The sequence below is a fragment of the Carboxylicivirga mesophila genome (assembly GCF_018271975.1).
Taxonomy (GTDB): domain Bacteria; phylum Bacteroidota; class Bacteroidia; order Bacteroidales; family Marinilabiliaceae; genus Carboxylicivirga; species Carboxylicivirga mesophila.
Window position 1 is genome coordinate 428,039 of sequence record NZ_JAGUCN010000001.1, and the last position, 18,834, is coordinate 446,872.

17 protein-coding genes are annotated in these 18,834 nt (G+C 41.1%); 3 read left to right on the plus strand and 14 right to left on the minus strand.

The annotated features are described in order from the left end of the window. Positions 1-3 precede the first annotated feature (3 nt). The 10 genes from KEM09_RS01795 to KEM09_RS01840 form a co-directional block, all read right to left on the minus strand. Positions 4-456 carry a GNAT family N-acetyltransferase gene (locus KEM09_RS01795; RefSeq protein WP_212224502.1) on the minus strand — a complete coding sequence of 151 codons (453 nt, stop codon included), beginning with the start codon at positions 454-456 and terminating at the stop codon, positions 4-6. Between the two features lie 238 nt (positions 457-694). Further along, positions 695-2,128 carry a sodium:solute symporter family protein gene (locus KEM09_RS01800; RefSeq protein WP_212224504.1) on the minus strand — a complete coding sequence of 478 codons (1,434 nt, stop codon included), beginning with the start codon at positions 2,126-2,128 and terminating at the stop codon, positions 695-697. Positions 2,129-2,317: 189 nt separating this feature from the next. Then, positions 2,318-2,545: a winged helix-turn-helix transcriptional regulator gene (locus KEM09_RS01805; protein WP_212224506.1), complete on the minus strand. Its 228-nt coding sequence runs from the start codon at positions 2,543-2,545 to the stop codon at positions 2,318-2,320. Between the two features lie 192 nt (positions 2,546-2,737). Next, positions 2,738-3,595, minus strand: coding sequence for a putative beta-lysine N-acetyltransferase (gene ablB, locus KEM09_RS01810; protein ID WP_212224508.1), 858 nt, complete (start codon positions 3,593-3,595; stop codon positions 2,738-2,740). Next, on the minus strand, positions 3,564-4,874 hold the full coding sequence (gene kamA / locus KEM09_RS01815) for a lysine 2,3-aminomutase (RefSeq protein WP_212224516.1): 1,311 nt from the start codon (positions 4,872-4,874) through the stop codon (positions 3,564-3,566). Before kamA ends, ablB begins: the two co-directional genes overlap by 32 nt. 112 nt (positions 4,875-4,986) lie before the next feature. Next, positions 4,987-5,490 carry a MarR family winged helix-turn-helix transcriptional regulator gene (locus KEM09_RS01820; RefSeq protein ID WP_212224524.1) on the minus strand — a complete coding sequence of 168 codons (504 nt, stop codon included), beginning with the start codon at positions 5,488-5,490 and terminating at the stop codon, positions 4,987-4,989. 131 nt (positions 5,491-5,621) lie between these two features. After that, positions 5,622-7,286: a L,D-transpeptidase family protein gene (locus KEM09_RS01825; RefSeq protein ID WP_212224526.1), complete on the minus strand. Its 1,665-nt coding sequence runs from the start codon at positions 7,284-7,286 to the stop codon at positions 5,622-5,624. A gap of 41 nt (positions 7,287-7,327) precedes the next feature. Further along, on the minus strand, positions 7,328-8,002 hold the full coding sequence (locus KEM09_RS01830; RefSeq protein ID WP_212224528.1) for a murein L,D-transpeptidase catalytic domain family protein: 675 nt from the start codon (positions 8,000-8,002) through the stop codon (positions 7,328-7,330). A 222-nt stretch (positions 8,003-8,224) separates the two neighbouring features. Further along, entirely contained in the window at positions 8,225-8,710 is a 486-nt protein-coding gene (locus tag KEM09_RS01835; protein WP_212224530.1) for a DUF7004 family protein, read from the minus strand. A gap of 28 nt (positions 8,711-8,738) precedes the next feature. Further along, positions 8,739-8,933: a DUF1289 domain-containing protein gene (locus KEM09_RS01840; RefSeq protein WP_212224531.1), complete on the minus strand. Its 195-nt coding sequence runs from the start codon at positions 8,931-8,933 to the stop codon at positions 8,739-8,741. 152 nt (positions 8,934-9,085) lie between these two features. On the opposite strand from KEM09_RS01840, the gene KEM09_RS01845 reads away from it, so the two are divergent. The 3 genes from KEM09_RS01845 (at position 9,086) to KEM09_RS01855 (ending at position 14,213) form a co-directional block, all read left to right on the plus strand. Further along, positions 9,086-10,156 (plus strand): lysylphosphatidylglycerol synthase transmembrane domain-containing protein, encoded by a 1,071-nt coding sequence (locus KEM09_RS01845; protein WP_212224532.1) that lies wholly within the window; start codon positions 9,086-9,088, stop codon positions 10,154-10,156. A gap of 90 nt (positions 10,157-10,246) precedes the next feature. Further along, positions 10,247-11,068 (plus strand): substrate-binding domain-containing protein, encoded by an 822-nt coding sequence (locus tag KEM09_RS01850; RefSeq protein WP_212224540.1) that lies wholly within the window; start codon positions 10,247-10,249, stop codon positions 11,066-11,068. Positions 11,069-11,108: 40 nt separating this feature from the next. Continuing rightward, entirely contained in the window at positions 11,109-14,213 is a 3,105-nt protein-coding gene (locus KEM09_RS01855; RefSeq protein ID WP_342343993.1) for a PAS domain-containing hybrid sensor histidine kinase/response regulator, read from the plus strand. Here the strand turns inward: KEM09_RS01855 and KEM09_RS01860 are convergent. The 4 genes from KEM09_RS01860 to KEM09_RS01875 all read right to left on the minus strand — a co-directional run bounded on the left by KEM09_RS01860 (position 14,208) and on the right by KEM09_RS01875 (position 18,834). Then, positions 14,208-15,857 carry a carbamoyltransferase C-terminal domain-containing protein gene (locus KEM09_RS01860; protein WP_212224551.1) on the minus strand — a complete coding sequence of 550 codons (1,650 nt, stop codon included), beginning with the start codon at positions 15,855-15,857 and terminating at the stop codon, positions 14,208-14,210. The genes KEM09_RS01855 and KEM09_RS01860 overlap by 6 nt on opposite strands. A 4-nt stretch (positions 15,858-15,861) precedes the next feature. Beyond that, positions 15,862-16,842: a DUF6427 family protein gene (locus KEM09_RS01865; protein ID WP_212224552.1), complete on the minus strand. Its 981-nt coding sequence runs from the start codon at positions 16,840-16,842 to the stop codon at positions 15,862-15,864. A gap of 5 nt (positions 16,843-16,847) precedes the next feature. Next, the gene (gene purD / locus KEM09_RS01870) at positions 16,848-18,116 is read right to left on the minus strand and encodes a phosphoribosylamine--glycine ligase (protein WP_212224555.1); all 1,269 of its coding nucleotides are present in this window, start codon (positions 18,114-18,116) and stop codon (positions 16,848-16,850) included. A 97-nt stretch (positions 18,117-18,213) separates the two neighbouring features. Then, positions 18,214-18,834, minus strand: coding sequence for a polysaccharide deacetylase family protein (locus tag KEM09_RS01875; protein ID WP_212224557.1), 621 nt, complete (start codon positions 18,832-18,834; stop codon positions 18,214-18,216).

Genomic DNA, 18,834 nt, shown 5'->3' on the forward strand with positions numbered 1-18,834 from the left:
TTCTTAATTGTTAGACGTTTTTGTATATCTCATTTCTGCATATTTTGACTGGAAGCCTATTCGCTCATAGAGTCGTTTGGCTGGGTTATCGTATTCTACATGCAGTTTGATATCGCCTTTGCAATAGGAGAATGCTTTTTCTATGATTTGCTGACCAAAGCCTTTGCCACGATAGCTGGCATCCACAGTTACGTATACCAATATATTGTCTGGTATATAGCCGCTCATACCGGTATGGTTCATAACCAGTGCGCCCACTAATTGTCCCTTGTAAAACGCTGCCAGGGCAAAGCCGCCCTCGCTCTTTTCTGTTGAAAAGGCGTAGTCAAGGCATTTGTTGATATCGGCCTTAGGATCGCCATATTGGCCAAGGTGCGTGTGCAGGAAATCGACATATTCTTCGCGACTAATGGTACTAAAATCGGTGTTGGAGGTGTATTTTTTAAATGTTAACATAGTTATGAGGTTTATTTTTGTTATTGGGTACTATGTGTTTTAAGTTGTTTATAGCTCCTTTAAAAGGAATCGTTGTAACTGGTCAATCAAGTGTCTGAGTCGACTCTTTTGTTTTGGGGTATCAGTTGAACCGGGCGGATTTTTCTGTTTCTTAAAACTTCTGGCTTTTTGTCGTGTATAATACCTCACCAGATTAAATCTATCATTCATTTTCTATATGGTATTTGACGTTGTTTACTTAATTGTTCGGTATAATGGAATCGTTCTTCTGGAGCCTCGAGATGAAGTTTTCTATCAGATAGGTAATGCCTGAAGCTGTAATACCTGCAATGTTGGCATCCAATCCAAATATCAGTTTTATGTCGAATATAATTAAGCTTAAGGTGGTGCCCCCGCCAATGAGCATGGCGGCCAGAGCTGCTTCGGGATTTGGTTTTTTGGCAAATAACGCGGCCAGTACCGGAATAAACATGCCTGATACCATAAAGGAATAGGAGTGCAACATTAGATCGAGTACACTGGTAACTTTTAGTGCGATGAACAGAGCCAGAATACCTATAAGCAGTGTGATGAGCTGTGAATAACGCAGGTTATGACGTTTGTTGTGCAGCTTGAACACATCTGTAAGGATATTACCCGATGCTGCCATTAAACAACTATCGGCGGTAGACATTATGGCTGAAAAGTAGGCCGATAGTACTATGCCCATAAGGCCTGCAGGTAGTATGGTGCGCAATAAAATGGGCAGTCCCATTTCGGCATCTATGTCTGCAACCACATAGTTGGTAATAATACCGCTTTCGAAAGCCACTCGCGCAAACATACCCAGTGTAACACCCAGGAAAGCCATTAGCGGGTATTCAAACAAGCCGGCAATGAGCCAGCCTCGCTGCGCTGTTTTTGTGTCTTTTGCTGCATAGATGCGTTGGTATAATGTCATGCCAATGAACCAGATTGGGACAATTGTAAATAGCCAGTTGATCAATTGAGACCATGATATGGCTGTCAGGCTTAAGAAATCAGCATCTAATGTGGATTTGATCGTTTCCAATCCGCCAATTTTAAAGTAGGCAAAAGGCAAGGCCACAAACAGTAAGCCGCCCATTAGAACAATCCACTGCACGGTATCGGTGTAAATAACGGCTTTAAGGCCGCCTATTGCGGTGTAAACAATGGCGATGGAGCCCATAACAAGCAAGGCGGTATCCATCGATAAAGCCGGGAACGTGGATGAAGCCAGTTTGGCTCCTGCTAATATCTGAGACGAGGTAAAGCCAATATAACCAATGGCGGAAATGATGCCGGCAAATAATGCCACCTTTTTGTTAAAAGCATGTTCCAGAAATTGCGGGAAAGTTAAGAAGTTGCGTTCGCGAGCCAGGCGCGATACTTTGGGGATTAAAATAACGGCGCTCAGCCACGCACCTATCAGTCCCGAAAACAGTAGCCAACTACCCGACAAACCCATTAAAAAGCCAAGGCCGCCAAGCCCAATGGAAAAGCCGCCTCCCACATCCGTTGCTACTACTGATAGGCCTATGTGTCCGGCTTTCAGCTTTCTTCCGCCTACATAATAATCATCAGGTGTTTTGTTGCGTCGCATAAAGAAAAAACCGACTCCTAACATGGCAATGAGGTAAATAAAGAAGATTATCAAATCAATTGTATGCATACAATAAGAAGTTTAATACAAGCAGGGGTTTAATAATGACACAAATTGCCCCGAACGTTTTTATTCGCTTCTGATTTTCAGATGTGCATTTATAGAAACTACCATGCAATGCCTGCTATAGCTGCTATACTTGGTTATTCAGTCTAGCTATAGTTTGAGCAGTGTGCTAAAAATGTTAAGAGAGTAAGGTCAGATCACTTCAATGGCTAGCTTGAGCTTTGTTGTGCGGCCTATGTATTGAATGTAACCCTTAGATATGAGCGAGAAAATGAGCTCTTTCCCTTTGCTGTATGAAAGGTTCGTACGTTTTATTATTTCACCGTATATGCACTCTTCATCTTCTTTCAGGAGTGCCAAAATCTCTTTCTCTTTTGGATCGTCAATGCTTTCAAGTTGGATGCTTTGTGCTTTGTTCATGGGGATAAGTGTTATTGGGTTGACTTTTTAGTTTTCTGGTAATGCTCACAATTACTCCAGCCTTTCAGCCCTCTTCGGCAAAATACGTTTTGGTAGATCTGAAGATGTGGCTGGAGTATTGGTGTCTGGCCTTTAAATATCTTGCATTCGGTGGCCAAAGGACATAGTAGTTGTGGCATATTGTTGTTTGGTTTATATGTGTTTGTAAAGAATATTCATGCTTTCGATATTGCCGGCTATATTGGTATTTTTGATTAAGGTACCAGCGTATTGGTAGTTGGCTCGTAAAAAGGTCTTGTTCATTGGGATGGAGTTCAGGCGTGCTATCGTATACAATGAATGGATACCTTGCTTTTTCATCTCCCATTCCATAGACTGAAGTATCAAACTGGCCAATCGGTTGCCCTGATGTGCTTTTAATGTGGCAAAGTCAGTCATTTCGGCATTGCCTCCCTTTCGATCAACCTCGGCCGATGCTACGGCTACGATCTTTCCATTGTATTCAGCGCCAAAATAAAAAGTGTCGTTTCCCATGGCTTCGATCAAAAACTCCTCATCTTGTATTGGGAAGGGATAGGTAGCAAAGGTTTTGTCGTAGATGTCCGCGATTGTCGCTGCATCTTTGATGCCGAGCGGGCGAATGGTGTATTTTGAAGTGGCCGATGGTTTGCCGTTCCTTTTGATATACAGCAGTTCGCCTAAGTCCTTTAGCTTGTCTGTTTCTATATTAAGTAGTCTGTCGGAGCTTAGAAATTTAGATACAAAAAATACATCTTCTTCGCTGTTGTAAAACTGAGGGATAGATGCCTCCAGTATAAAGCCGTGTGAATAGAACAAAGGAGCGGCCCATTTGGGTATTTTGCAGAATACCTTTGTGTACTCTTCCTTTCTGGCCATTTTTGTTAATGTTTCCGGAAGTGCTATTGCATCCCGTTTGTCCATCTTCATCAGGTAGATCCGGTCATTGTGTTTACCATGTTGAATCAAAGAACCGTTGCCAATTTCTTCTACCACATCACTAACTATTATCTCTTCTTTGTACGCGTTCATTGTTTTCTGGTATTAAGGATATTACATCAGATGAATCAGACAGGAGTTTCTCAATGCCAATGGCTTCTGATTCATCTTTATTATTTAAATTCAATTCAAGATTGCAATTATCGCATGACTGATTGCATGTTTTTTGCTCGTAGTTGTCGGGTTCTTTATAGGTGGTTATAACGCCTTCGTAATTGCGCAGGATAACTTTATTGGTGGACCACGATATGATGTAATTTGGCATCACCGGTATTTTACCGCCACCACCCGGCGCATCAATCACATAGGTTGGGCGGGCAAAACCACTAGTGTGGCCTATCAAACTTTCCATAATTTCGATGCCTTTGCCAATTGGTGTTCTGAAGTGTGACAAGCCTTCGGATAAATCGCATTGGTACAGGTAGTAAGGTCTAACTCTGTTTTGAACCAGCTGATGAAGTAGTGTTCGCATTATTTTGGGGCAATCATTAACGCCTGCTAGTAAAACAGATTGATTACCTAGCGGAAATCCCCCATCAGCAAGTTTGGCCAATGCTTCCTTAGCAGAGGTTGTTATTTCATTGGGATGATTGAAATGAGTATTTATCCACAGAGGTTGGTATTTTTTTAAAATATTTACCAGATTATCGGTGATGCGATAGGGTAGTACGACAGGCATTCTTGTTCCTATACGAATAACTTCAATGTGTGGAATTCTTTTAAGTTCACTCAATAGCCAATCAATTTTGTCATCCGGTAGCATCAACGGATCGCCTCCTGAAAGAAGAACATCTCTGACTTGCTTATTTCGGGCGATGTATTCTATGCCTTTTTTCAATTGATTGGTTGAGGGAATATGGTCATTGTCGCCTACTTTACGTTTGCGTGTGCAGTGCCGGCAATACATGGCGCAAATGTTGCTGACATGAAACAGTACCCTGTCGGGGTAGCGGTGAGTTATGCCTTCTACAGGACTGTCCTTGTCTTCCGAAAGTGGGTCTGTCATATCTGTGTTTAAGACAGATAGTTCTTCGATGCCACCAAATGCCTGCTTGAATACTGGATCGTTTTTGTAATCGGTCTTATCTATTAATGACAGATAATAAGGTGTTATTGAAAGAGGGAATTTGTCGAAGGTCTTTTCCAGGTCTGTTCGCTCGGCTGCATTGAATTGTATGCCGGTTAAGAGCTCGAATTGCTCTAGATTTTTAATCGTGTTTCGGAGTTGCCACTTCCAGTCTTTCCAGTTGTTTGCCTGGCTGGTTGTTTCAATTTTGTTTGCGATTTCTTGTTGTGTGTCATTATAAATCATTCAACGTGCAGATTGTTTCTATGCGAACAAAATTAGCAAAAAAACATGAAATGGCCTAATCGCAGAAAGAGCTTAGTGCGACTGTGATGATAAGATAAGGATGTGAAAGTTGTTATTCGAACTGAGTGTCTTGGTCTATTTGTTGTTCATTATCAATCTTTAGCATGATTATTGGGGAGGCATCTACTTGTTCAATATCCAGAATGGATACAAGGGTGTCCAATCCTTTCTCTAGGATGTGTAACTCATCTGTATCCAGACATTTTAATTGGTTAGACAATTGTTCGTGTAGCAAAGGAGGGATGCGCTTAAGTAGTTCGTCGCCTGCTGATGTCAATACTATATTGGCAACGCGTTTGTCTCCTGCTTTTGGCAGGCGGGCTAGGTAGCCCTTTTTCTCCAGTCGGTTAATAATTCCGCTGACTGTGCTGGAGTTAAGGTTTACAAATTTACGGATTTCGCTTTGGGTAGCCTGATAATTTGGAGCTGCTTTCAAGTAATTGAGGCAAAGTGCCTGTGGAATACTGACGCCATATTCCTTTTGTATTTTCTTCGATTCAATGTCGATTGAACGAACTATTTTTCTGATTTTAATTAAGATCTCTTGCGTATCCATTGCACTGTTGCATAAGGTTGATGAAAGTTTAAAGGTAATGTTTTTGCGCCAAAGTATGCTAATGACTGGTAAGACTCAGGTATTGTTTGTGTAGGAAGTATTAGTGAAGCAGGCTTTTCTTGAATAGCTATTCACCTAGATGTACTTAATCCATTTAATAGTTCTTTATCCAATCCATAGATGTCATTGTAAAAGATGGCTTGTCCGTTTTTCAGGTTTTCATTGCAGGTCATGTAGATAATCAGCGTGGGCATGCCTTTGTTAAGCACTACTGTTTTTGGTTCTTTCCTCTCAATAATTTCCTGAATGGCAGCCTGGTTATAACCTTGCTCTTGCAATAGCAGCTCGGCTAGTTGAAAAGGTTTTTCTAATCGGATGCATCCATGACTAAATGCTCTGTCGATTCGTTTAAAGAGAGATTTCGATGGCGTATCGTGCAGGTAAACTGAGTACTTATTGGGCATGATAAACTTAACCTTGCCCAGTGCATTACCGGCACCGGCTTCCTGAATAATGGAATAGGGGAAGTTGGTATTTGTGTATTTAGTAAAGTCAATGTTCATAGGGTTGACTTCTGAAGAACCTCGCATTAGCAGCATGTTGCGGTTTTGGAGGTAGTGCTTATCGGTTTTAAGTTTTGGCAGTATTTCTTCTGAAGCTATGGAGTAGGGGATGTGCCAGTTGGGATTGAAAACGATGTAGCGAATGTAGGAAAAGAATACAGGCGTTTGCGTGTGTTCTTTACCAACAACAACGCGGCACTCAAATTTCACCTCATTGCCTTTTATCATTTGTAGTTGATAGCTGGCTATATTGATCAATATAAACTCATCCGGGTAATCGTAGTTGATCCAGCGGACGCGTTCCATGTTTGCCCGTAATATATCCAAACGTTCACTCAACGATAGATTTAACGCTTGATAGGTTTTTCGGCCGGCAATACCATCGGGAGGCAGACCATTTAATGATTGGAAGCTCATAAGTGCAGACTCTAGTTCTTCATCGAATACCTCATTAATTGAATCAATCGTGTAGGCATCTGCTTTAAGGCGCTGTTTTAATTTTGATACAGAGGGTAAGGTGTCACCTGGTTTGAGAGATCTGCCCGGGTATTTAATCTCAGGTAGTTGGCCACCTGCTTTTTGAATGGAGTCGTATTCAATAAACAGGTGTTTTAGTTTATCGTAGAAAGGTAAATGCGAGCGAGCGCTGTCAACGTATTGGTGAAGGGCGTTTTGTTTAAGGGCTTTTGGAAGGTCAAACGTTTTTCTGGCATCGGTGGGTTGCATGCTGTAGTCCCAATTGGGGCTTAAATCTTTCTGGTCCACCTTTCCGTGAATAAGGTGATGCGTGTAGCTCAATATGGCATCGGTCATTAAAAGGTCGGCCATGGCTGCGTGCACAGCTTTACGGTTTTTATAAACCCTCGACAGTGAGTTGTAGTTGGTGATGACTTCCAGGTGGTAATCTTTGGGATTTAACCCTTCGTAGTAGGCATTTTCCAGTATATTCTCTAAGTCCATTCGATTGCGTTCGAGTTGCCATAGAGGGGCATAACCGGCTTCTTCATAAATAGATGCGATAAGTGTATTGCTATAGATTTTTTCACCGGCTAGCTTAAGGACTTCTTTGGTGGCCATGTCATTCGCAAACCGGGCAATAAAGGTATCGACAGGAAAGATGTCAGATAAATTGTCGTCAATGGACACTGGTGGATAATCAATGGCTTCATTGGGGCTGCTGCGGAGCGTGCCAGAGAGTAGCATCATTAATATGCCCAATGAAACCCATTTCATACCTCACTATTATTTGGTTGAGGTATTAATTTACCAAAAAATCAGTTCAATATCGACGACGTTTTGATGTATGTCGCTTTCGGATGATAAATAAAAAGCATTGTTCCTTCTTTAATGTTATCAATCACAAACTGGTAGTTGGCTGAAGGAATTGCCGGACAACCAAAGCTTCTGCCAAGGCGGCCATATTTTTTGATGAACGATTCTTCGGCATAGTCGGCCTTATGTATCACAATGTGTCTTTCACGTGCCTTGTCGTTAATGCCTTTCTCAAGGCCGTCCAGTTTTAATGATAACCCGTGCTTGCCATAGTAGGTTTCGCCGGTTTTATAAAAACCAAGGCTGCTCTGATTGCTATTGGCAATGTTCGAAAATTTTTCAGCATTGAGCATGCCACTATTCTTTCCATGTGCCACATAGTTTTGATAGATAACTGATTTAGAATCAATATCAATAAGGAAAAAACGTTTGTGGGTGGAAGGTTGACTGAAATCAACCAGGGTAATAATGTTTTTTTCGAAATGAACGGAGTCTTTAAGTTTTAGCCACCCGTTGTAGGCCATTTCAAAGGCCTCAAAGGGGAGGTGTTTATTGTTTAACTCCTGGTAAATTGATTGCGCACCACTAAGTGATTCACTTGTTTCATTTACTGACTTTTCTGGCAGATTGTCGGGTGCGTTAAATGTTAAAAATACAATTAGGAAAGTAAAGATCATTCTTACAACTCTTCAAATCAACAACTTAATAATCTAAATCCTTATAAAAAGCATTAAAGCGGCCAAAGGTATAAAAATTGAGGTAACTGCCTTGTTATTTAACCTTTTGTAGCATACTTTAATCTAAAAGTGATTTTGGTCCCATACAGTGTTGAATACGGTGACTTGCTAAAAATGTTGTGTTTAGCTGAATGTTTTTTTGATAATAGGAAGTAATGTTGGTTAGAAACCAAGCGCTTTCATTGTTTTATCGAGTTCTCGCCAGCTCTTGCCTTTGCTGTAATTGGCCGCTTCGCTGGCGCTGAAGTCCTGAAAAAATAGTTGGTAAAGTCCAAGGCGCTTAATGCGTTTCTTGAGGATGGCTTTTTCTTTGTTTTCCTCAGCTATCATGGCTGCATAAAGCACGGTTAGCCACTGCTCAATAATGCTTGCATCGTTCCATTTATAGCTGAGGCATATTTGGTCAATCAGCTGTATAACTTTGCTTTCGATGTGTCGGGATGTTAATGTATATATTTTCAGGAAATCATTGTAAATTTTACCCTGAGGGTAACGATAGCTCAATAATTTCAATTGACTGAAATAGTCAATGTCTGTAGGGGCTTCTTTGCGTTTTTCATTGGCGATGTAAACGCACCAATTGTCAAATTTGCCCTTGTCAAATACCACTTGCGACTTATTGTCGAGATGTTTAACCAGTGTTGTCATCTAATAGTCAGGTGTATTAAGGAGCTAGTCAACGCAGAAAAATAGTAGGCTCTTCACCATCTGCATTACGTCTGAGCGAAAGTTCTTTTACGATGGCTTCTTTTTCTTCATTGGTAAACTTCGACCAATTGCCCGCTTCGTCAATGGTTCGTCGGCATCCAAAACAAACGCCCTGGCTATCATATTGGCATACACTAATGCATGGAGAGGGAACTTCTTTCATGTTTATAATTTTTTACTTCAATAACACAAAGGCGAGGCTTAAGTTTATTTTAACTGATGAAATCTTTAAAAAATCATAAAATTAATTGCCTTAGTGATTTTAATTAACTGAGTATTTCATTGGCAGCATGGATTACCATAACTTTACAGACTATGGCTGATAATTCAGGCAAAATATTAAAAAGCATTCAACCCGGCAGAATAACCTTTCCCATACTAATTGGCTTAGGTGTAACAGGCTATTTTTTATATCAGGAGTTCGATCCGGCTGTGTTAGATTACTTTTCGTTTACCCTGCAATCCTTATTTTGGTTTTTTGTATCATTTATAATGATGGCTATTCGCGATTTGGGCTACATCATTCGGATACGCTTACTGACAAATAATTTATTGAGCTGGCGAAAGGCGTTTAATACAATAATGTTGTGGGAATTCACTTCGGCCATAACACCATCGGCCATCGGAGGTACCAGTGTGGCAATCTTCTTCATTAATAAAGAAGGGGTTAAGCTGGGGCGTAGTACAGCTGTTGTTATGGTTACTTCATTTCTTGATGAGTTGTATTTTATACTCACCTTTCCACTGATATTGCTCTTTATAGGGCGAACCGATATTTTTGCCTTCGGTGATAGTATGATGGAAGGATTGCCGTGGTATAAGAACCAGTTCTTTATGTTTGCACTAACGGGTTATTTTTTAAAGTTGGCTTATACCATCATCATCAGTTATGGGTTATTTTTTAATCCGCGTGGACTGAAATGGTTGCTTTTATGGATCTTTAAACTTCCCATTATCAAGCGCTGGCGTCCACAGGCCAATGAGTCAGGCTCCGATTTAATAGCTACCTCAGAAGAATTTCGGCGCTGGCCATTATCCAGCTGGTTAAAAGCTTTTGCTGCCACCGCATTAAGCTGGACTGCCCGATATTGGATAGTTAACACTTTAATACTGGCATTTTTCGGTTTTCACCTACTGGGCTGGAACGATCATATCCTCATTTTTGGCAAGCAGCTGGTGATGTGGATAATGATGCTGGTGAGCCCTACACCCGGTGGTAGTGGCTTTGCGGAGTGGGTATTTAAAGAGTTTCTTTCCAATATGATACCCTTGGGGACTGGTATGGCAATGGCCTTTATGTGGAGGCTGGTGAGTTACTACCCATATTTGGTTATTGGCGCCTTTGTGGTGCCCAAATGGATCCGGAAACACTTCATTAATGCCTGATTCTATTTGATAAACAGGTCTTTTTTGGTGATAAATGACTGTATTGGGATAGTGCTATTCACTAACTTGCTTAGCATTAAATGAATAACTATGCCTCTAACCAAATATATTCTCACTCTAACAATTGGGTTATTCTTCTTCATGGGAAGTTGTCATCGGCAGCAGCCTAAAAAAAGTAAGAAAGTAAGAATACCACCTAAGGAGCTTATTATCTATTGCGAAAATTCGATGCTGAATATGGTGCTTGACCTAAAGTATCAATTTGAACAGCAGCATAACTGTAAAGTGATTATCCAGAATGATTGCTCTAAGAACCTCATGGGAATTATTAATTATGCAGCTAAAGGTGATATCTATATACCTTCTTCATCTTCGTCGTTTAAACATTTTAAAAAAAATACAGGCTATCAGCTGACCGATTCATTGTTCTTAGGGTATAACCATTTGGTTTATATGGTTAAAAAAGGGAATCCTAAAAAATTTAATGGCAGTACAAATCCATTAAAACGTAAAGGGCGATACGCCATTATCATAGCTAATCCTGAAACTAGTTCACTTGGATACGAGACTAAACTGTTTTTACAACGACAGAATGCCTATGACGATGTGCTTGAAAGTGTTGTATCTCTAACCTCTGATTCAAAAGGTTTGGTTAAGGGGCTAATTGGTAATCAGGCCGATGTGGCTGTCAATTGGCAAAGTGATATTCATGTGAATGGGAATAGTGATCATATTGAAATTGTTAATCCTCAGTCGCCTTACAATAACGCTATTCCTATGTATGCCGCAGTTATTTCTTGTTCTACAGAACCACTATTAGCCAGAGCTTTTCTTCACCTGGCTTCACAAGAGCTCAGCGAATCCACGTTAAGTCGTTATGGTTTTACGAAAAGACCAACCATTATTTTTTAAATTACTTCTAAAAACTCTATTTTTAGGAAAATTCATATTTGTGAGTAAGAGCAATAAACAATCCAAGCTAGCATATTTTAAAGAGCCAATAATCAATAAATTATACTTGTTATTGGCTATCTTTCTGTTGACCATTGCCACCATTCTAACCATTGAAAACTATTTTGACCAGTCGTATAGTTCGAAATACAGAAGTGCGATTGAGAATCAGGAAAAGCTGCTGAAGCTGGAAAACATGCTCAACCATAGCCTGCTCAAGCTCAATTTGGCCTTTAAATCCTATGCTTCCATTAACCTTGTAAAAGCACTTGAGAATAATAATGTCGAAATTGAAGAACTTACTAGGAAAAGTAAGGCGATATTGAATGTTATTGATCAGGGCGGTGTTATTGAAGATGTGCGGCCTGTAAAGGATTATTCGAAAGACTCCATTACTGTGCGGATACACTACCTCGAAGATGAGTTTACCGGTAGTATATCTGAAGTTAGCGATTTAATCCCCATCATAGATGATTTATATAACCAGGCGGCACGTATATCGGACCAGGTGCTGAAAAATATTACGGTTCATGGTGGCCAAAATGAGCATCTGAAAGGTAATGTGGAACAACTTATAAAAGGTGCAGATCCTGAGTTTGGCCGCATGCTCGAGATAGAAAATACCATTGCATACGAAATCAATAAGCGCCTGGTAAAGTTGAATAACAGAGCCATTAATATTTTGAGTCGTTACAATAAGCTGAAGTATGCCTCACTCATATTATTCTCATTATTTGTTATTTTTCTTTCTTACTTTCTGTTTTCTCAGATACGCAGTGTAATTCTGTATCGTAAAAAAGCTGAGGAAAACAATAAAAAGCTAATACAGGCAGTTGAGCAAAGTCCTATATCTATAATGATTACTGATACTCAGGGTAATGTGGAGTATGTGAATAAAGGCTTTAAATCACTGGATGGTTTCTCAAAAAGTGAGTTAGAAAGTGGGAAGGCTAACTTTTTCCAGATACAGAATAAGAAAAATGAGCTGGCCGATATGTTGTGGCAAACCATACAAGAAGGCCAGGTATGGCAGGGAGAGATATCCAGTGCCAAAGATGATGGCAATGTATACTGGGAGAAGGTATTAATTTCGCCGGTACTAAGTAAGGATAAGACCATTTCCAATTATGTGGCCATCAAGGAGGATACCACAGAGAAAAGGCTGCTGACTGAGTCGTTGAAAGAATCGAATAAAGCCTTATCTACCATTACCGACAACCTGCCCGTAGGTGTAATGATTGTAGATAAAGACAAGCAAATTATACAGATTAATAAAACGGCCGCAAAGATAATGGGTTTTGCCAATGGAGAGGAAGCCTTACAGCATCTGATCAATAGTTCGTACGATGAACTGTTTTTTACGGCAAAAAGGGAGGAGTATAAGGACGAGCAAACGGGAGTTATTGTGGCTTCCTTGGAGGAGCGTCTGGAAATAAAAGAGAATAATATTTCACGTGAGATATTAAAGAACATTATTCCGATATCGCTGGATCAAAAAGAAGTGTTCCTTGAGGCCTTTATGGATATCAGTGCGCAAAAAGAGATTCAGAAAAAAGAAGCTGAATCAAATAAGGCGAAGTCGGAGTTTTTGGCAAATATGAGCCATGAGATCCGTACGCCAATGAATGGCATCATTGGAGCTACTGAATTGCTTGGCAAAACGCGCCTAAGTAAAGAGCAAAAGAATGTGGTGTCAATTATTGGCCGTTCATGTGATAACTTACTCAATATCATCAACGATATACTCGACTTCTCGAAGATTGAAGCTGGTAAGATGAAGATTGAATCGTACGCCTTTAATTTGCGCTCTACGGTTGATTACCTGATGGACCAAATGTCGTTCCGATCGCTCGAGAAAGGAATTGAGATTTTAAATGATGTGGAGGAAACTATTCCGCCTGTGCTGATTGGTGATGAGAGTCGTCTGATACAGGTTTTGGTGAACCTGATGGGTAATGCGGTTAAGTTTACGTCTGAGGGTGAGGTAGTGCTAAAAGTGGAAATTGAACAGCAGAAAGGGACTAACCTGATTTTGCACTTCTCGGTGGAAGATTCAGGTATTGGTATTCCTAAAAATAAGCTGGAAAAGATATTTGAATCATTTACACAGGCCGATGGTTCAACCACGCGCAAATTTGGTGGAACTGGTCTTGGTACCAGCATCTCAAAAATGTTGGTGGAGCTCATGGGAGGTAAGATTTGGGTGGAGAGTCCAAATCCAAACTTTATGTGGTCGAAGGAAAATCCAGGTTCAGTTTTCCATTTCACGCTGCCATTTGTAATCGATAAAAATCATAAGACGCTTGAGCTCAATACGGAGCAGTTTGCACATGTCAACACCCTGATTGTTGACAATCATAAAACCAACTTGTTACTGCTTAAGAAAACACTTAATAACTGGCAGATTAAATCTGATACAGTGAACGATGAGAAATCAGCCTTGTCGATGCTGGAGGAACATTCGGAGTTCAACCTGATGATAATTGATAGCCATGTGTTTAGTAAAGCCGACGATAACTTCCTTAAAACAGTAAAACGGAAGCAGAAAGGCATTAAGATCATCTTATTCTCATCTGAAAACAGATGGAAAAATCCTGAGGAATTCAAAGGGGTGGATACTGTGTTGCAAAAGCCGGTTAAACATGCAGATTTATTCAGTGCGATTGAGAAGTTGCTGGTGGAAGGAAAGAATGATGTGAGTACGGCTGAAGCACAGGTGGCTGAGTTAAAGGAGCGTATTAAGGATAAAAAAATTCTGTTGGTTGAGGATAATATCATTAACCAGAAGATTGCCGAGAAGATGCTGTCCCGTTTAGGGCTTCAGACTAATATTGCCAATAATGGACAGGAGGCGGTTGATATGCTAACCGGTGAAGAACAGGATCAGATAGATTTGGTGTTTATGGACGTACAGATGCCTGTGCTTAATGGACTTGATGCAACTCGTAAGTTGCGCGAAGAGAAAGTTGATTTACCCATTATAGCCATGACAGCCAATGCGCTTAAAGGTGACCGGGAAGTGTGTATAGAAGCCGGCATGAATGATTACATTGGCAAACCGGTGAAGATGGATGACTTGGAAAATATAATCGATAAATGGTTATAAATCCTGGTATTTACCATTTAATACCAGACCATCCAGCTGCATATTCTTAGCTGATTTTAAGGCGCCTTCCGTGGAATGAACAATTGGTTCGCCACGTACATTAAAGGATGTATTAATAAGCGCTCTAATGCCATATTTTTCATCCAACAGGCTCAATAAAGCATACATGTAGGCATTGTCTGTTGCACTGATGGTTTGAATACGTGAAGTACCATCAACATGCACAACGCCTTCAATCTTTGCTCGCTTATCATCTGCTATTTCAAAGTCAAGTAACATGTATTTGGCCAGGTGGTTTATAGACCTTCGATTTGTAAAATACCTGGCATTCTTTTCCAGCATAATAGGTGCTACCGGCCTGTACCATTCACGCTTTTTATGTGTCATGCTTACCTTATCGGCCAATGCTTTTGAGTTGGCTAATGCCAGTATTGAGCGATTACCCAGTGCGCGCGGGCCAATTTCCCCGGCATTGTTACATATGGCCACAACCTTTTGCCGGAGTAAGGCCTGTGCACATGCTTCTATATCGGCCGTGCCAAATTCGCAGTTTACTTCATCAGGCAGCCAGTTGTTAAGGTAGGGTGAATGGAGTGCTACCTCATGGCCTTTATACCATTCAAAAAATGCGGCAGCTCCAAGCGACAGGCCACTGTCCTCTGTGCAAGGAGGTATATACACATCGTCAAATAAGTTAGCATCAATAATCTGTGTATTCGCCACAATGTTAAGTGCCGAGCCTCCCGAATAGTAGAGCTGTTTGTAGTCACCATCCTCTTTTAAAGCACTGAGTTTGCTGAATAGTTCGCGCTGAAAAATACCTTGCATGGTGGCTACTACGTCCTGAAGAAAAGGATTATCCTGGTTGAGGTTTTGGATATCAATACTAAAGTCGGATTTGGCCGCTTCAAAAAATATCTTCTTAGAACCCCAAATGTCTGAAAAGTAATTATTAGCGACCAGCCATTCTTCCAGTTCTTTGCGATAAGTGCCATAGGCCGCCAGTCCCATCATCTTCCCCGGTACACTGTTTTGCTCTTTAAATCTAGCCCCTATGATGCCAAAAACAAGCGCATTGGCATTAAATAAGCCCGAGAGGTACTTAAAATCCCAATGATGCTCCAGGGCATTCAGTTGCTTATTTGTATAACTAAAAGCCGAGAAGTTGCTCAAGCTACCACCGCCATCAAAATGAACAAGAAGACTGTTGTTTTTAAATGCGCCATAAAATGGCAGACAGGCACCTATATGCGCCAGTTCGTGGTTGAGGGCATAGGCTTCTTTTTCTTTATCTAACCACCAGCACCGACCTTTTTCAGGTTTAACGGCTAATGCATCCTGCAAGGGGGCTTCGAAGCGAAAACGGCCGCATGTTGAAATAAAACTTCGGCCAACCACATTATCAACAAAAACCAGATCGTAGTCAGTATTCTTTAATAGCCCGGCTTGTTTCAGTAGTTCATAAATCTGTTCATGCAGTGTGTTGTCGTGCTTTTTACGGGTTAGTCGCTCCAGTGTGAGGTGTTTAATCACTTTGCCCTTATCCATTAATGTCAAGGCATGGTCGTGTACATAAAAAGGCGTATCACTATTTATACGATCCTGAATACCGTATATGGCTAATGTAGGCTTTGAAAGATGCATGTAATTAGATAAGAAACTGGCCGGCAATGGTGATGGCCACAATAATAAATAAGATCAACTCCTGAATGAATCGGCGCCTGATGAGCGATAGAAATCTTCCCAAAACGATTGATGTGCCAATGGCCCAAATGGGCATCACTTCCAGAGAATAGTATGGTGTGATAGCGGCCACGACACACAATACAATTAGCCAAATGAATATCCGGTAGTGTTTACGTGATATGATTTTGATGGCTGGCAGTATTCTGACCACCGAAAGAATTGAAACAAATACCAGAAAGATTATGAAGCCATTGTATATCTGCGAGTAAATGGTATGATTGAAAAAGGCAATGGGCGAAATAAAGTTTTCTACCACAGTTTCTAAAAACACATCTGCCTGATCGAACCAAAAATAATAGGCAAATGAAAACAAATATGGAAGTGCCAGGCCAATGATAGATGCCATGAGACTACGAATCGTTAGGAGGCGAAGGATAAACATGATCATCCATAAGAAGGCCATAAAATAGATGCCCTTGGCATAAAACAGCGTACCAAGGGATAGCGCGAATGACGCCTCAAAGCACCAGGTCATTGCTTTGCGCTGTCCGGCAGCCGAAAAGAGGCGTTCAATGGCTAAAATAAGGAGTGGCGTAAAAAACCATACCGGGTGTAGCTTTTGAGCCATCAGGTAGGCGCTGACCAAAAGCATGTATAGAAACCCGGGCAGATTGGTTTGTCCGTTAAACAGGTTGTATCTGTTCACCACCCTATTGACACTGAACATCATTATCAGCGCAATAAGCAGGCTGATAACGGATGCCAGTAAATGATTACTTTTCAGAACACTGATCACCAAATCCCAAAGGGGCATTGGATTATGATCGTATGGGAAACTGGGCGATTGATCAAATAAAAGGGTATTGATCCAAAAGCCTATCAGCAGCAAAGGCATGAGGGCCAACGCGACAATGTCGTTTCTGTTGAGTGTTCTAAAAAGCATAAGTACTATAAATCAAATCCGATATCTGAACGGAAATATTTTCCTTCGTATGAGACTGTTTGCGCGTTGGCAAAAGATTGCTTTAAGGCTTCTTCTTTAGTATTGCCATAGGCCGTCATCGCAATAACACGGCCGCCAGAGGTCACTACCTGCCCATCCGCATCTGCTGTTCCGGCATGGAAAACCAGACCTTCTGTAATCTTCTCAAGTCCACTTATTTCTTTGCCTTTTTCATAGGCTTCAGGGTAACCACCTGAAACGCACATTACCGTAGTTGCAAAGCGCTCGTCTACTTCAACGGTTTTCTTACGCAACTCACCCGCTGCAACCGCCTCAAATAAGTCAACTAGATCTGTTTTAATACGTGGGATCACAACCTCTGTCTCCGGATCGCCCATGCGTACATTGTACTCAATCACATATGGTTCACCTTCAACGCTCATTAAACCGATAAATACAAAACCTTTATAAGGGATGTTATCATTTGCTAAACCATCAATTGTTGGCTTGACAATGCGATCGTGAACTTTTTTCATGAATACATCATCGGCAAATGGAACCGGTGAGATAGCACCCATACCACCTGTGTTAAGGCCTGTATCGCCTTCTCCAATACGTTTGTAGTCTTTGGCCTCGGGTAAAACCACATAGCCATGTCCATCGGTTAATACAAACACCGATAGCTCTATACCACTCAGGAATTCCTCAATAACAACAGTGCTGGAAGCATCACCAAACTTACCACTCAGCATTTCTTTCAACTCAGCTTCAGCTTCGGTTAGTTCATCCAAAATCAGTACGCCCTTACCTGCTGCCAAACCATCTGCTTTAAGCACATAAGGTGCTTTTAGTGTTTTTAGGAAAGCAAGCCCTTCTTCCAGGTTATCTTGAGTGACTGACAGATAGGCGGCAGTAGGGATATCATGGCGCATCATAAATGCTTTGGCAAATTCTTTACTGCCTTCCAGTTTAGCACCTTCTTTACCTGGACCTATTACCGGTACATGTGCAATCTGAGGATCGTTCAATACGAAATCCTTCACACCTCTTACTAAAGGTTCCTCGGGACCTACAACAATCAGGTTGATGTTGTTATCAATAACAAAAGCTTTGATGGCCTCAAAGTCATTAGGATTGATGTTGACATTGATGCCTACTTGTTTGGTACCTGCATTTCCAGGGGCAATAAATAATTGTGTTAGTTTTTCACTTTGTGCCATTTTCCAAGCCAATGCGTGCTCACGTCCTCCCGAGCCTAATAGTAAAATATTCATGTTCTAGGTATTAATATCAGCCTACCGAAACAAGATGGTTTCAATAATCTGGTTATTGTATTAATGTTTTATCAATTCAAAAAATGCGTGTTCAACGTCACATTTCCAGTGGTTCAAACTGGTAGCCCTGTTCTAACAATTGATCCAAAGCAGCAGGAAGCGCATAATGCATCCGTTTCCAGGCTTTTTTCGAATCATGAAAAAGCAGTATAGAGCCATCGCGCACATGATTCATCACATTGGCCAGTACTTCATGCTGACTTAGGCGATTGTCATAGTCCATTGACAGAACATCCCACATGACGATGTGCTTAAACTGCTCCTTGAGTGCCCGCATATACCATGGATACAATTGTCCGTGCGGAGGCCGAAACAACCTGCCAGGTATATGTGGTTTGGCTTTTTCAATATTGTCAAAATAGGCCTCGCGCGAACATCTCCACGCAGGCAAATGGTTATAGGCATGGTTACCCACGCTATGCCCTTTCTTTAAAAGTTCAGCCAGCAACCCTTCGTTTTTATGTGCATTTTCGCCTACACAAAAAAACGTGGCCTTGAGCTGATATTGCTCCAGTAACTGCATCACCCAGGTCGTTTCCTTTTCAACTGGCCCATCATCAAAGGTGAGGTAAAGTGTTTTACCTACACCTTTCTGCCGCCACAATGTGTGGGGGAACAAGGCCCTGAGTGCAGCTGGTGGCTGAACTTTCCAACTCAT

What these genes read in the sequence shown, in the direction of transcription:
- KEM09_RS01795 (WP_212224502.1), bottom strand. Translation starts at nt 456, where the DNA reads ATGTTAACATTTAAAAAATACACCTCCAACACCGATTTTAGTACCATT.
- KEM09_RS01800 (WP_212224504.1), bottom strand. Translation starts at nt 2,128, where the DNA reads ATGCATACAATTGATTTGATAATCTTCTTTATTTACCTCATTGCCATG.
- KEM09_RS01805 (WP_212224506.1), bottom strand. Translation starts at nt 2,545, where the DNA reads ATGAACAAAGCACAAAGCATCCAACTTGAAAGCATTGACGATCCAAAA.
- ablB (WP_212224508.1), bottom strand. Translation starts at nt 3,595, where the DNA reads ATGAACGCGTACAAAGAAGAGATAATAGTTAGTGATGTGGTAGAAGAA.
- kamA (WP_212224516.1), bottom strand. Translation starts at nt 4,874, where the DNA reads ATGATTTATAATGACACACAACAAGAAATCGCAAACAAAATTGAAACA.
- KEM09_RS01820 (WP_212224524.1), bottom strand. Translation starts at nt 5,490, where the DNA reads ATGGATACGCAAGAGATCTTAATTAAAATCAGAAAAATAGTTCGTTCA.
- KEM09_RS01825 (WP_212224526.1), bottom strand. Translation starts at nt 7,286, where the DNA reads ATGAAATGGGTTTCATTGGGCATATTAATGATGCTACTCTCTGGCACG.
- KEM09_RS01830 (WP_212224528.1), bottom strand. Translation starts at nt 8,002, where the DNA reads ATGATCTTTACTTTCCTAATTGTATTTTTAACATTTAACGCACCCGAC.
- KEM09_RS01835 (WP_212224530.1), bottom strand. Translation starts at nt 8,710, where the DNA reads ATGACAACACTGGTTAAACATCTCGACAATAAGTCGCAAGTGGTATTT.
- KEM09_RS01840 (WP_212224531.1), bottom strand. Translation starts at nt 8,933, where the DNA reads ATGAAAGAAGTTCCCTCTCCATGCATTAGTGTATGCCAATATGATAGC.
- KEM09_RS01845 (WP_212224532.1), top strand. Translation starts at nt 9,086, where the DNA reads ATGGCTGATAATTCAGGCAAAATATTAAAAAGCATTCAACCCGGCAGA.
- KEM09_RS01850 (WP_212224540.1), top strand. Translation starts at nt 10,247, where the DNA reads ATGCCTCTAACCAAATATATTCTCACTCTAACAATTGGGTTATTCTTC.
- KEM09_RS01860 (WP_212224551.1), bottom strand. Translation starts at nt 15,857, where the DNA reads ATGCATCTTTCAAAGCCTACATTAGCCATATACGGTATTCAGGATCGT.
- KEM09_RS01865 (WP_212224552.1), bottom strand. Translation starts at nt 16,842, where the DNA reads ATGCTTTTTAGAACACTCAACAGAAACGACATTGTCGCGTTGGCCCTC.
- purD (WP_212224555.1), bottom strand. Translation starts at nt 18,116, where the DNA reads ATGAATATTTTACTATTAGGCTCGGGAGGACGTGAGCACGCATTGGCT.
- KEM09_RS01875 (WP_212224557.1), bottom strand. Translation starts at nt 18,834, where the DNA reads ATGAGTTGGAAAGTTCAGCCACCAGCTGCACTCAGGGCCTTGTTCCCC.